Genomic DNA, 15,134 nt, shown 5'->3' with positions numbered 1-15,134 from the left:
TTTAATATCCACCAAATAAGACACCCTGTGCGGCTGCAAAGCCGGTGAAAGATAGTCGGTGAAAGCCCGATACAGAGAAGAAATAGCGAATCACTCTGGCCCCGAGTCATGCGTTTGCTTCCGCGAGGTTGTAGACGAAGCGTTGACAGGGGATATTGGTAGGCGAGCCATGGAACCGCGAAATCCTTCCTTTGGGATGCCGACGCTGTTGGGTGAAGCGCACCAAACAAGACACCCATCTTTCATATAAATTTTTCTTGCAATTTAAATACTTTCGTCTGAGCTGTTGTCAACACATTCCAATAAACGGAGTCAACGTGCCAACAGCGCGGAAGAACTTAGTCTCTACGTCTGCAACACCTTATTACCACTGCATTGGTCGATGTGTGCGTAGAGCATTTTTATGGGGTAAGGATGATTTTAGTGGGCGTGATTTCTCCCATCGCAAAGTCTGGATCACCGAGCGTTTATCTGAATTAAGTCGTAGCTTTGCGGTCAACGTCTGCGCCTACGCGGTAATGTCCAACCACTACCATCTTGTGGTGCATGTGGATGTTGCACGAGCACAGTCATGGTCAGATCAAGAGGTAGGGCGTCGGTGGGCGAAGATCTTTTCTTTGCCACTGCTTGTAGATCGATACCTGAAAGGCGAGCTAGCCTTTCAAGCTGAAATTTCTGTTGCGCAGAACACGCTTGCGCTATGGCGTGATCGATTGTGTGATTTGTCTTGGTTTATGCGTGCACTCAACGAACCTATTGCGCGGCGTGCCAATGAAGAAGATCAATGTACGGGCCGCTTTTGGGACGGGCGATTTAAGAGTCAGGCGATCTTAGATAAAGCGGGCTTGTTGGCGTGTTGTGTGGATGTCGGATTAATTTCGGTACGGGCGGACATCGCTCATTTGCCAAAGAAATCTGATTACACATCGATTCAACTGCGATTGTCTGAATTGAAAAAAGCCGTGTGGAAACGTGCTGGGCCAGTTGTAAATCAAGTTAAATCAAAAGCGAATCGAGAAGAAAAATCCTTACGACAATTCCTTTACACCCATTCGCTACCTATCAGATGTCTTGACTTATTTTTTTCAAACTCGCCGTTTCGTGCTTTCGCCAAATTTTTGCTCCCTTAGTTCGTGTGTTTTCTTTTAGAGAGAACCAATATGTTACTTTTGGAAAAGCAGGTCCAAATCTACTTTTGCACTCTCAAGCGTTCTTGGTGGAAATGTTTATTTTGGTTAATTAAAAAATAATTGACTAAAAATTACTTACACATTATTATCCGCGATTCTCAAAAATTAGCCTTCGCTCCTAACGCTAGCATTCTACTTGTCATTGAGTAAGAAAGTTTGTTGGCGACAGCGCACATCTTCTCTATCCTCGAGTCTATCCTCATGACCTCATTCATCAAGGCCATCCGCGCCGTATCGACCAATTGCATCAAGACATTGGCTGGTTTATTGCTCCTACTATTTGTAGCATTGAATATGAGTGTGTCAGCAAGTGCGTTTGCCAGCAGTTTTGCCAATGTTGGGGCGGGTACGAACGACGCTCAGTTTGTAGGTCAGGCCGTGACCACGGAGATGAAAGTTTCTCAGACGTACACGCTCTCGGTCACGATGAAGAACGTCGGCACGTCGAAATGGAAGGCGAACTCAACCTATAAGTTGGGAGCGCAAAACCCAGAAAATAATACAAACTGGTTGCCAACTTCTCGAGTTGAATTGGACAGTGATGTCGCGCCGGGCGAAAGTTATACCTTCATGTTCGATGTGAACGCACCGAATACTCCTCAGTCGCTTAACTTTCAATGGCGCATGGTTGATGAGGGTAAAGAGTGGTTTGGCGAAGGCACTCCCAACTTGCTGATTAATGTTCGAAATGATAGCAGTTACTGGGTGCTCTTTAATCCGTTGGTGCTGAATGTCGTTGCGAGCAATTCAGACCCCGTCACTGCAAAAGTTACTGCTGAATTGAGTGGAGGTAAGTCGCCTTATACCTTCAAATGGGATCGTCTCTCGGGGACAGATATCATCAAAATTACAGACGATTCGGTTAAGGATGCAGAATTTACCGCAAGTCTCAATCCAGGCAATAACATTGCTGCGAAATGGCGATTAACTGTGACAGACGCTGATGGCGTTGTGACTGAATCGAACATTGATGTTCAATTTAAGTTTGATGATGGCGTTAAACCTTTTTATGTCGCAGTTAACCCTAGCGCACTTTCGTTGGAGGGCACTGTAGCAGGCGGGGTGTCAGGTCAGCTCGAAGCAGTTGTTCAAGGTGGTGTTGCGCCATTTACTTACCGATGGTCTCAGGTAAGTGGAAGCCGGTCACAAATAGCAGATCTGCAGTCTGCAAAAACGGCCATCTCTACGATCTTAGCATTTGGTGATGATTTCACTGAAACGTGGCAGGTGGAAGTGCGAGGCAGCGATGGAAACGCATTGATTGCCAAGACGGATGTTCGCTTTAAGTTGCTATCAGCTGCGGAGCCTCTTTCCGTTGAAGCTAGTCCAGCGACCTTGGTTTTTGATAGTACTGATCAACCCACCGTATCTGGTCAAATCGCGTTGACTATGAAAGGTGGCGCGCCACCTTATGATTACACTTGGACACCACTAGTTGGTACGCCGAAGTTCGTCATATCTGATGTCAATGGCTTAGGCGCAAAGTTCACTGCCAATACACTGACCGATACCCAGTACTCAGAAGAGTGGATGGTGACGGCAAGAGATGCTAAAGGCACAGATGCATCGCAACGAGTTCTTTTGGGATTCGGTCCTGGCGGTAACACATTTACGGCATCAATTAACCCCAATCCTTTGCTGATCAAGCCTTTGCAGGCTGGTCTGATATCGGAAAATCTTAAAGTCACTTCGAATGGAGGAGGGCCGGCTTTGGATTTTGAGTGGAAGCGTGTTTCTGGTAGTCGTACTGAACTTTCAAATAAGTGGAGCGATACAACTGTATTGGAAACACGTGTTTGCCCTGGAGATAATTTCAACGAGAAGTGGCAAGTACGGGTGTCAGATTATGGACGTTCTGGTCAGCCTTTTTCCACTTTTATTTCTACGCTAGATGTCATGGTTCAGGGGCCGAGCGTGGATGCGGCGAATGCGAATGCTACTCCTGTAATAAGGCTGACAAGCCCTCTCGATAAACAAGTATTCTGGAGTAATTCCTCGAATGGGGTTCGAGTTCAGGGTCATGCCAATGAGAGTGATGTTTTGGCGATCGAAATTATCGTTGATGGGCAGGTTCATTCTACCGTCAAGGGATCTAGCGTTGACGAAGTGATTGGTTTAAGTAATGGGAGTCATACGATTCAATTGCGAGCGATAGGAAAGTATTGCGCAATTGCGTTGAGTAATATCTCAGGTATCGTGTATTCGCAATCTGTTGGTGGGGATTGGAAAATTCCTGCATATCCTGTTTTTAGCTTGCTTACGCCAATTAACGCGCCTGGATCAAAACTTGCTGGGATTGACGCTGTAGTTTATACGACGAGCCCACGGGGGCCCTTCGATACAGGTACTGACGGTATCGACTACGTTGAATTGAGAGAAGGAAATTCACTTCTAGCCTCTGTTAGTGTGCCAAAACGTACAGATTCTGACGGACTTTACTATAATTTAAACTCAGACGTTCGTCTTAGAGCTTACTTGTCTGTTGGCCGCCATCGCCTCTTCCTCAGGGCCGTTACTGGCTGGGGAGTCGTCGGTGATTCAGAGAGCTTTGATTTTGACATCAAACCTGATGCTCCATCGTTGGCAGTCAGTGTATCGCCAAATCCGTTGTTGATTGAGGCAAAACAGCCTGGGAAAGCCTCCGGAACCCTCAAGGTCGATGTGAATCTTCCGACCAACCAAGATCAATATTTGTGGACTCGTATTAGCGGCACTAAGAGTGTTGTTTCTGACGCTTCTGCGAAAGAGCCCATTTTTAGCGCGGACTTGATTGCTGGCGATGATTTTGTCGAGCAATGGAGACTTACCGTTACGAGCGCGAGTAATAATGCCAACGCTTCAACAGTCGTTGATTTGCATTTCCGTGCAGATAAGGCGTTGGTCACGCCGGTAGCGACATTATCGATTGTTTCTCCATCGACACCACCAAATACATCGACCAATGCAAAGGTGCTTATTGGAAATCCGTTCAAGCTACATTGGACAATTCAAGGCGCAAAAGACGCGACTTTGGGCTGTACCGATGGTCTCGTGACGTATGACATTGAATCTATCAATGCACCAAGCGGCGATCGTAATTTTGTGGCACGTAGTGAATGGGCGATCGGTCGTAGCATCGGATGTTCGGTCAATGCAACCGCTGTTGATGGTGCTAAATTTTCTTCTGAAATGGTCTGGATTGACGTGCCAGCCCCTCCAACGATTAAAGTCGAGCGTGTGCCGAATCCATTGGTGGTGGGTCAGAGCTTTACCACACGCTGGACTAGTACAAACGCTGATTCTGTCACCTACAGCTGTACTGCTAATGGCAAGGGTTTCAAAGGAAATGCGACTTTGCCCCCAAATGGAAGTCAAGTTGGAACGGCATTGGCTGCATGGGTAGCCGACCCATCAACATGTGTTTGGACTGCTAAAGGCGAGGCTGGCACTCAAACAATAACTGAGCCATTAATCACTAAACCAAAACCAGCGCCCACCATCAGTGTGACAAATACGCCAACCGATTTGATTGTTGGTAAACCATTTAAGACGACATGGAAGACAACGAATGCGACGTCTGTTGCTTATAGTTGCACGGCAGATGAAACAGGTTTTGTAGGGGCTGCTACGGTTGATCCAAATGGAACAGAAACGCGCACACCATTAGAGGCTTGGGTCAATCACCCATCCACTTGCGTATGGACTGCAACAGGGCCTGGTGGCGAAACCACAATCAGCAACAAATTGATTACAGAGTATGGCCTATTGCCCACGATTAAAGTCACACGTAATCCAACCACGTTAATTGCAGGTAAGAGCTTTACGACGAAGTGGGTGACGACTGATGCGAGTTCGGTGCAATCAAACTGCACCTCAACTGGCACCGGCTTTAGCGGTAACCAAGTTTTGGCTCCACAAGGAACCACAACCGCAGTTGCTTCGGCAGATTGGGTAGATTTCCCAAGTACATGTATTTGGACGGCTACTGGCATTAACGGCTCTACCACGGTGACAGAAGTCGTCGATACCGACGGCGGAAATCTACCAACTATCAAGGTCACAAGAACACCAAGCCCTCTAGTGGCTGGCGCATCGTTTACTACGACTTGGTCTAGCACTCGCGCAACGTCACTCAAGTATGTCTGTGAGGCGGATGGTAGTGGCTTGAAACGTACAGGTACAGTTGCATTAAGCGGCACAGAAAGCCAAATTGCTCAAGCTTCGTGGGTAAGTTCACCTTCATTATGTACATGGACTGCAAGTGGACCAGGCGGTGAGCGTGAGCTTAAGGAAACAGTTGCAACGATATCTGCTTCGGCGATGACGGTATCGTTGGACGCAAACTCTCGTTATATCCGTGTTTCACAAGGTCAAACAGCTGCGGTCACTGTCAGCGGTTGGGCGAATTATCCAAGTAGCAAAGTCCGTAAAGTCGATTTGTATCAAGACGATGGTGCAGGCTATTCTGCGGCACCGGTGAAAACGGTTACAGGCAATGCTGCCAAACTTCCGATTAGCTACGTCACCAATCTAAAATCAGGAAATTATCGTTTCAAATTAATTGCGACAGACCAAGACGGAAAAGTGGTGGAGTCTAGCGCCCTCGTTGTTAGCATTGTTGATGGCGTAGTTATCGGTGAGGTGACTGGCTTACGTGGTAATGCCACAGGTAAGTTAGAGCTTGTGGGTTGGGTGTGTCAAGATCAGAATGATCAAGCATTTAATTATGCGGTCTATGTCGATGCACCGTCACGTCTAGGCGGTACAAGAATCGAATCGGGTATTGCGAATATTGCTTCGGAAAGCAACCAGGTGCAGGTTCAAGAATTATGTCACACACCGAACGCGGGTCATCATTTTGTGGTGAATTTGGCGCCGTACTCATTAATGTACAGTGGCAAACGTTTGTATGTGGAAGCATCGAGTTCTGATAGCACGATGAATACGACTTTGTCATGCGCAAGTAACGGTTGCACGATGCCGGGCGCACTTCGTGTCAGTGTAACGAGCCCACAAAATTATGACCACTTTCAATATCCAGCCGTTGTTCCATTTCAAGCCAAGATTGACAATGGCTCTGGTCTTTATGATGAGGTTGCCTTTATTGTCAACGGCGAGACGATAGAAGCGGTACCGACAGCTGTTTCTGGTGTATTTACCGCACTCAAGTCTGGCTTGCCCGGTAATCCTATCCCTTATCCTGTGTCAGTTCGTCTACGGAAGGGTGGTACGACGATTGTTTCAACCGAAACTCGTTTCTATGTTGACCCGATCAACATGGGAGTATCGGCAAATATTTCTAAGCCTAATAAAGACCAAGTTGTCCCGCTTGGGAAAACGATCGATCTTGCTGTTGCAGTGGCATTACTTCCAGGAAGCCAAGCTCAAATCGCCGATGTTAAGTTCTATGTGAGCGATGCCTTCGTAGCGAACGGTAGTAACGCTGGTAGTGGCAATTGGACTGCCCAATGGACCCCATCTAAAGCTGGATCGTTCAATTTGAGCGTTAGAGTTTTCGATAAATTGGGGCTGATCTTACAAAGTGATGTAATTAAATTTCAAGTAAAAGAGGAAGCTGGCGCCTTAAGTTTGAGTCTCGCTACAGCTCGTACAAGCATACGAGTCCCAAGCGGCCAAAAGGCCAACGTTGAAGTGAATGCTAGTGCTACGAATGGCAGTGGGCAAGTCTCGAAGATTGAACTCTATCAAGACAATGGTTCTTCAAATACTGTAGTAAAAAGTATTGTTGGTCCAGCTTCTTCTTTGCCGCTCAACTACGCAGCACCTTTAGCTGCGGGAATCTATCGTTTTACCGTCAGAGCCTACGGCGACAACGGTTCAAGCAAGCTAAGTAATCCGGTGGTGTTGAACGTTACTGATAGTACGTTGCTCGGCGAAATCAGCGGTATTCGTTCAACAGCAACGGGTGGCTTGGAGTTGTTCGGTTGGACATGTGAAGACACTAACCCCCAAGCCTTAAATTACACAATCTACGCGAATGCACCGAGTAAACTGGGCGGCACGCAGATTGGCTCAAGCATCGCAAACGTAGCTACAGAGAATACGAGCACGACAGTTCAAGCAAATTGTCATACGCCTGGGGTCGCACACCACTTCAAGTACGATTTGACTTCAGTTGCATTAGCTTTTGGTGGAAGCCGATTGTTTGTCGAGGCTTCCGTGCCAGCTACAAATAAATCGATTACTTTGCCATGTGCTGACTTTAGCTGCACTTTGCCCGATGCGATGCGCATCGGCATTACTACGCCAGCAGACGCAGCGCGTTACACGGGCCCGGCCACCGTGTTTATGCAAGCGAGATTGCAAAACATTACTGGGGCAGCCGATGAAGTAGCGTTCAATATCGATGGTGAATGGATTTCCGCGCAGGCTGACAGCACTGGACCTGGTTTGTGGAAAGCAAGCAAGGCAAACCTTGTATCGAAAGCGACGCCTTATCGCGTGTTTGCGAAGCTGCGTAAAGGCGATGTGACGATTTATTCCACTGACAGTTTGATTTACGTCGACGCAGTAAATTTGCTTACCGACGTTGCTTTGGTGGCCCCAACCAATGGAACTAGTGTTTTAATTGGTTCTTCAGTAAATTTAAAAGCGACGGCGATTGCGAAGCAGGCTAGCACCGCTGTCGCGTCAACAGTACGCTTCTATTCTGGTAATAGTTTGATTGCATCTGTGCCAGTGTTGGGTGGTAACGCAAGCGGGCAATGGCTTGCGAATGCATCGGGTTCTTTTTCGATTTCATCGGAAGCTTTTGATGCTAACGGCCAATCTTTAGGTAGATCAGGCTCGGCCTTGGTGACTGTGGCTGATAATCAAACTGCAAGCGACCCGACTCCAATACCTGTTGATGTCAATATTAGTCAATTTTTGAATCTGCCAGATGCAGGTAGTTTGCCTGGTAGTTTGTCTGTTGCACCAAGTGGAGCTGCTACCTACAGTATTCCTATGGATGTTCCGCCGGGAACAGCAGGGATGCAACCGAAGCTGTCTTTGGACTACAGCAGTCAATCGCAAAACAGCCGCGTTGGCCTAGGTTGGAATTTAAGTGGGTTCTCAAGTATCCACCGTTGCGGCAAGACGATCGCCCAAGATGGCATTAATGGACGTATCTCATTTGATCTTGAAGATCGACTGTGTCTCGATGGCCAACGTTTAGTCTATGTTAATAGTAATGTTATCAGTAGCGCTACCTATTGGGCAGCGGGCACTGAATTCCGCACTGAGATCGATTCGTTTACGAAGATTGTGGCAAATGGTGATATCGCCAATCGTACCTTCACGGTGTACACCAAAGATGGACGTATCACTACCTATGGTGGTGGAACATCAACCGTCGCTGCAATCTTAGGTACACCGCAAAGTGGTGAAGGTGCTAAAGCTCCAATGCAGAAAAATGGAGCGCAGTCTTGGGCGATTAATGAAGTCAAAGATCGTAGTGGTAACTTTATTCGTTATAGTTACGATCAAGATAGTGTGACAGGTGAACATCGTCCAACAATGATTCGTTATGGCGGGAATGGTAAGCCTTCACATGCCATGGTAAGTTTTGATTATGAGACGCGCCAAGATGCTTGGACTCGTTACATCGATGAGACACGCAATGATTTACGCTTGCGATTAAAGTCTATTTCTACTTTTGTTGGTAGTAATTTTGACGGTAATGTAACAGGACCATTTGCGCCTACACGCACAACCGATCTCAGTTATGAATACAGCCCAACCAGTGGACGCAGCCTATTACAAAGCGTTCGCGCGTGCGCACGCCATCCATCAACTGGAGTCACTGAATGCTTGCCAAAAACAACGTTCAACTGGGGTAAACCAGATCCAAGTAAAGCACCGGGATTTGTGAGTCGTGGTGATTGGAATGGTGCGCCTGTATTGACCACTACAGGTAGTGATGGCCAATCCATGATGGTTGCGAAGAATCACGCTGACTTCTTTGCCTTCAGCGATTTTGAAAACCACGGTCGTACCGACGTGCTCGAAAAACGCGTGGCTGTGCCAACTAGTACCGGCAATGTGACGATCGAGCAGGGTAATTCCATACCTCCTGGAACAATGCACACCCAGTATCGCTATTTCCATAACAATGGTTCTGGCTTTACACTGTATCAATACCAAATCAGCACTGGTGAGGCATTCGTTGTCTTGTCGACGGGTGATTTTAATGGCGACGGTGCGCAAGATTTGTTGGTGTCGACCGCAAGTGGCGCTAAAACATGCTTGTCTCCGTTAGGAAATCCTAGCGCCCTGAACGCAGGAAGCCTCATTACTTTTACGTGCAGCTCTGTTTACCCTGCTGATGGCAAAAACACTGCCAGTGGTGCACCTTACGTGGTCGATATTATCGGTGATGGACGATCTGTCCATTGGGGTCCAACGAAATATATGCCTGGTACCGATTCGTTCCAAGCACAGTTCTGCTCACAAGGAAGCTGCATTACAGATGCGAATCCACCGCTGAACATCTTGAGTTCACGAAATTTCGCAGACGGTACGTCGCAAGAGCCAGAGCGTGACTACTTAAGCTTCGAACAAATGGTGGATTTCAGTGGCACAGGTAAATCGGAAGATGTTCGCTGGTTGCGTCCACACTTCAATGACTTCTATTACGAGCGTGATGGAACACGTGTCAACGTGAAGACCTGGGAGAATCTACAACCGACCATCGTCATCAACAGTTTTAATCTGCCAAGTGCCGCCGGTACACCGAATCGCATGGCTGATTATAAATTCCCAGCCTATGCCACACCATGTTTGGCAGCAGCTTGCGCGCCGTATGGTTTTGACGCACCAATTCCAAGTGCAGGTAGCTCGGCTGATTTTAATGGTTCTGGCTATTCTGGTTTGGCTTTTGGTTACTTCGGTAAAGATCGTTCCACTGGCATCATGCAATACAAAGACCCATCGGTTTGGCTCTGCTTGTCTACTGGTAGAGCACTCGACTGTCGTCCACGCAAGAAGCTCAGTGGCGCAAACTACCCTTGGGTTCGTGCGGTTGGCAACTTTGTTGGTGACGGCGCTCCGTCGATTTTGGTTCAAAATATGGAGTACAGCAGTACTTTGCCACCACAAGCTAAAAACTCTGTACAAATGTGCCGAGTCACCGGTGATGACACGACCAATGGTACTGGCGTTAATGACAGCAACCTAGTGTGTGAATCGTGGCCAGGTATTCCAATGCCAGGCCCAACTGATTCACGTTGGCCATACGATCAAGTCTATTTGATGGACTTGTTAGGCACAGGTCGCATGCAAATCGTGTACTACCATAGTGGCACTTTCCCAAATAATGGCAATGTGTGGCAGGAAAATGGTCGTTGGGAGGTATTTGAGCCTATTGATCGCGCTAAAACGGGAGAAGCACTCGACCGCATCGTCAGCGTAACTAACGGCCTCGGCGCAAGCTCACGTGTTGAATATGCGGACGGTATCGCCAGTGGCATCGTTACGCGTAGTAGTACTGCGAACCTAACTTATCCGCTGCGTTCCTCGCCAAACCAAGGCAAAATCGCGAGCCGCCTAATTCATTCTAATGGCGTGGCTCTGTCACGTTCAACGAACTTCCGCTATGAAGATGCGGCGATTGATGTGGCTGGTCGAGGTTCGCTCGGTTTTGCTAAATTTACCGTGACGGATGAACAGCTTGGTAGTAAGTCGGTGACCACATTCAAGCAAGGCTATCCTTATACGGGTATGGTGGATACGGTCACCAATTACTCGAGCGGTGGAGTGCAACTCCATTACACCAAGCACAACTACAGTTCACGTTGCATTGCGCAAACTCTGGGTTGTACGATGTTTGTGTACGAGTCCGACAATAACAGTGAGCATCGAGATCTTGATGGTAATAGTTTAGGAACCAGTTCAGTCGTCAATACATATGGCCTCGACTCTCTTGGTAAGGACTGGGGGAATTTGACCAAGCAAGTAAGTGAAGTCGTCGGTGGTGGTAAGAAAATCACCACTACAAATACGACCGACTTCCGCAATGACGTGGCCCGATGGTTAATTGGTTTGCCACTGACGAGTCAAGTCACAAAAACTGATGATGCAACACCAATCAGTACGATCACGCGAAAAATATCACGTGATTTTGATGGAACCACTGGTTTGATGAAATGGGAAGAAGCAGAGCAAGGCAATCAAGCTTTAGCATTGAAGCGCACGTTCGATCGTTCCAGTAATACCTTTGGTTTGGTCAATGTCGTCACTGAATCATGGTTTGATCCCGATAGCCAGTTGGCTAAAACGCGCAGCACAAGTTCTAGTTTTGATGCTAATGGCCGATTTGCAACCGCTGTCACGAATGCCTTAGGTCACACAGAAAATTCGAGCTACCATGCAGGCACAGGTGCGCGAATTAGCCTCACAGGTCCAAATCTATTGACCACAACGTGGACGGTCAATGGCTTCGGTCGTATCACCCACGAGTTGCGCGCCGATGGCAACGAGACTCGCAATTACGTCAAAGACTGCCAAGGGACTTGTCCGTTTGGTGGCAGTGTCGTGCAAATCGTAGATTCATTCAACGGTAGTGCTCGTACCACCGTTCCACAATTAAGTTTTAGTGATAACGTGGGACATCAAGTCGGTACGCAAAGTTTCGGCTTCAACGGCACTATCGTGTACGCAGATAAAACCTACGATAGTTTGGGTCGAGTGGTCGAAACGAGCCAACCATACTTTGTGAATGAAACACGTTACTTAGCGAATCGTATCAACGAATACGATGAACTTGGCCGAGTGAGGAGTTTGCAGAACTATGGCGCTGGTGGCGCACCTCAGGTGACAACGACCCAATACAATGGTTACCTAATTACGACCACAAACGCACTCAATCAAGTGCGACGTGAATTGCGCAATGCGCAGCAACAATTGATTGAGGTAACAGACCCCATCGGTGGTAAAACAGCGTTTAACTACGACGCCTTTGGTAACTTGATCAAAACGACGGACCCCTCAGGCAATGTGATTAAGGTCGAGTACGATAGTCTCGGTCGTAAAACGGCATTGCGTGATCCTGACTTAGGTTTTATCGAATATAAAGTTAACCCATTAGGCCAAACTTGGGCGCAGATTAGTCCTAAGCAACGCCTAGCAGGCCAGCAAACACGCACTGTGTTCGATATGCTGGGACGTATGACAGCACGCTATGAAACAGATTTGGAAAGCCACTGGGTGTATGACGTCGGTAATAAAGCGATTGGGCAATTGCAAGAAGCCTATACCGGCACAGCTACAAACAAAACCTATAGCCGTACGCATACGTTTGATAGTTTCGGTCGCCCGCAAGAAACAGCACAGTTATTGACTGACGGTGTGTACAAATCGCTGTCACAGTACGATGCATGGGGGCGTTTGATTACAAACAAACATAATCGTGGCGCTGATCCCTCTAAAGTCTTTGATCAGCGTTATAACCGCTTTGGTTATTTAGATCGTGTTGAGCGCGGTGCTCTGAAATTGTGGCAAGTCAAAGTACAAGATGCGGCGAATCGTGTACGTGAAGCAGCCTTAGGTAATGGCCTCAACGATACGCATGCGTACAACGCTTATTCAGCTTTGCTTGAATCAGGGAATGTGAAAACGACCAGCACCAATGAAGCACGCGTGCAGCAAGGCTATGAGTATGATGCCATTGGTAGTGTCAATAAACGTACTTTGTATTGGAGCGGCAGTGCCGATGGGTTTATTGAGAAATATGAGTATGACAAACTCAATCGCTTGGTCAAGTCAACAATCGATTTGTCGACGTTCCCAGTCCAAGAATATCGCTACGATGCAACCGGTAATTTGACATTTAAGACCAATGTCAGTAGCGGTAACTATGAGTATCCTGCTCAGGGACCAACAAGCGTTCGCCCCCATGCGGTACAGAGCATTCCTGGTGTAGGCAGCTTCACTTACGACGACAACGGTAATCAAACGAGTGGAAATGGTCGCACTATCACGTGGATGAGTTTTGATATGCCTTTGCGTATCAGTAAAGGTGCGGTCTATAACGAGTTCAAGTACGGTCCAGAACATCAACGCACACTGCATACCAGTGATACCGGCAACATCGTCTATGCTGGCGTGCAAGAAGTCGAAACCAGATCAGGTGTCAAGACCATCCGTACTTACTGGCCGATGGGTATCGGTTTTGAGTTCGAAGAAGGCAGCAAAGCGACGCAATTGGTTTGGAACCATAGCGAGCGCTTAGGTAGTATCGTGGCGCAAACTGACGTCAATGGTCAATACCTCGTGAGTGATGGCAAAGCGCATAAATTTGCCTTTGATAGTTGGGGACATCGCTTTACTTTGAATGGTGGTGCGACGCCAGAACCAACGACATTAGGCTCTAATGTCGATCATCGCGGGTATACCGGGCATGAGATGTTGGATTCGCTGGATATGGTGCATATGAATGGGCGGGTTTATGATCCGTTGGTGGCGCGGTTTGTGAGTGCGGATCCGATCTTGCAAGATCCGATGAATGGGCAGAGTTATAATCGATTTGCTTATGTGCTCAATAATCCTACTAATTTGACGGATCCGACTGGGTTTGAACCAGACGCGGCAGATCGAGCCTATGGGGCGGCCGTTGGCATGATGAATTTAACCCCTGAACAACGTCAAATTTGGATGGCAGGTGAAGCTGCTGCAGGTCGATGGGGTGGAAATGATGCTTTGAAAGGACATGCGGTCGGTTCCGCTATAAGAGAGCTAGCGACAACAGGAAGAATCAGTCCAGAAACTGGCGCGCAAGCTGTAGTCGCGTTGGTGGAAGCCAAACAAAACCGTCAAGCTGAAAGGGCGTCCGTTGGTAAGGACGCGTCGCCTTCTGAGCAAAGCTCATTGAATGCGGTAAAATCACAGTCCAAGAATGTAGCGACGAGTGACAAATCTCAGGATACTAAAGCTGCGCCCACCGGATCTGAGCGCGCTAAGAATTCAGGTACTGATGGTGAGAAAAGAAAAGAGACGTCTCGAGCAGCGCGGCGCGAAGCGATGCGGGATGAAGGGATCCCAACGAGTCAACAACCAAAATCACAATCCAAGAATGATTCAGGCCGTGAATATCAGTACGAGGTCCCGAAGGAAGGTGGAGGTCTTCAAATTAAGTCCGTACAGCAACAAACTATGGACCGTGGTCATGAAAATGATCCGCATTGGGAGGCTGGTAAGGTTCGAACTGATCCAGCTACTGGTGAAGTGCGGATGACCAAACATGATCGCCCAAAATTGACAAATGACAAGTCGAAGGTTAACTATGACAACAACGAAAAATAATGGTAGCGAGCGCTTGGCTCAGTATTACACACAATTGCAGAATTTAGTAAAGGACAAGTTGGCTGTTCCTGACCTCTTGTCTTTTGCTGATATTGGTGCATTGCGAGATAAAGTCAAATCAATAGAAGTCATATCCAAAAAAGTTTATCAGCTTCCTTTTTGCGAGAAAAGTTCCCCTCGATTCGAAAAGTTTGTGCTGAGCTTAGCACGTGCTCAGAATGAGTCTGTATTAATTTGGACAGAACTTTCAAATGAGTTTGGCCCAGCGAAGTTAAAATCGTTATTGGATGTTGATTTTGATTTTCCGTTTGGTACTCTCCCTGAGGGCATCGTTGTAATTGTCAATCAAAGTGGATCAGGCAAAATTTTACTGGATTGGGAGGTTGATCCCGATGAGGGACAGATGCTTACACTGGAGGTTCTCGGTGATAAATGGACTAACATAGAATTTTGACAGAGCAATAGTTTGTTTTGTTTCTGTTTTTTTTATGTTTGCTGGTACAGTGGAGGTTTTGCAAAAGTACCCATATTGAATGTTTGGTGGTTTTTTTCAGAGGATTAGTTTGGCGAAAATCTACTAACTAAGACACCCATATTTCGTGTTGTAACCCTCCCGTAAAATCGAGCATCAACATGAGCGCCCCATATTCGTGTATCAAAGTTATT

General features: G+C 47.3%; 3 protein-coding genes. All 3 read left to right on the top strand.

Annotated elements, in window-relative coordinates:
* The first annotated feature begins 317 nt into the window (after positions 1-317).
* Entirely contained in the window at positions 318-1,130 is an 813-nt protein-coding gene (locus H8K36_RS01120; protein WP_186915484.1) for a transposase, read from the top strand.
* Positions 1,131-1,391: 261 nt separating this feature from the next.
* Positions 1,392-14,468, top strand: a complete 13,077-nt coding sequence (locus H8K36_RS01115) for an RHS repeat-associated core domain-containing protein (RefSeq protein WP_186915485.1) — start codon at positions 1,392-1,394, stop codon at positions 14,466-14,468.
* Positions 14,449-14,922, top strand: coding sequence for a hypothetical protein (locus H8K36_RS01110; protein WP_186915486.1), 474 nt, complete (start codon positions 14,449-14,451; stop codon positions 14,920-14,922). The genes H8K36_RS01115 and H8K36_RS01110 overlap by 20 nt, the downstream gene beginning before the upstream one ends.
* Positions 14,923-15,134 lie beyond the last annotated feature (212 nt).

Source organism: Affinundibacterium nitidum (assembly GCF_014284155.1).
Classification (GTDB): domain Bacteria; phylum Pseudomonadota; class Gammaproteobacteria; order Burkholderiales; family Burkholderiaceae_D; genus Undibacterium; species Undibacterium nitidum.
Note: the sequence above shows the minus strand (reverse complement) of the source record. Positions and strands in the feature narration are given on the sequence as shown.

Excerpts from the sequence above, each read along its gene's own strand:
- H8K36_RS01115 (WP_186915485.1), top strand. The coding sequence starts at position 1,392 with ATGACCTCATTCATCAAGGCCATCCGCGCCGTATCGACCAATTGCATC.
- H8K36_RS01110 (WP_186915486.1), top strand. The coding sequence starts at position 14,449 with ATGACAACAACGAAAAATAATGGTAGCGAGCGCTTGGCTCAGTATTAC.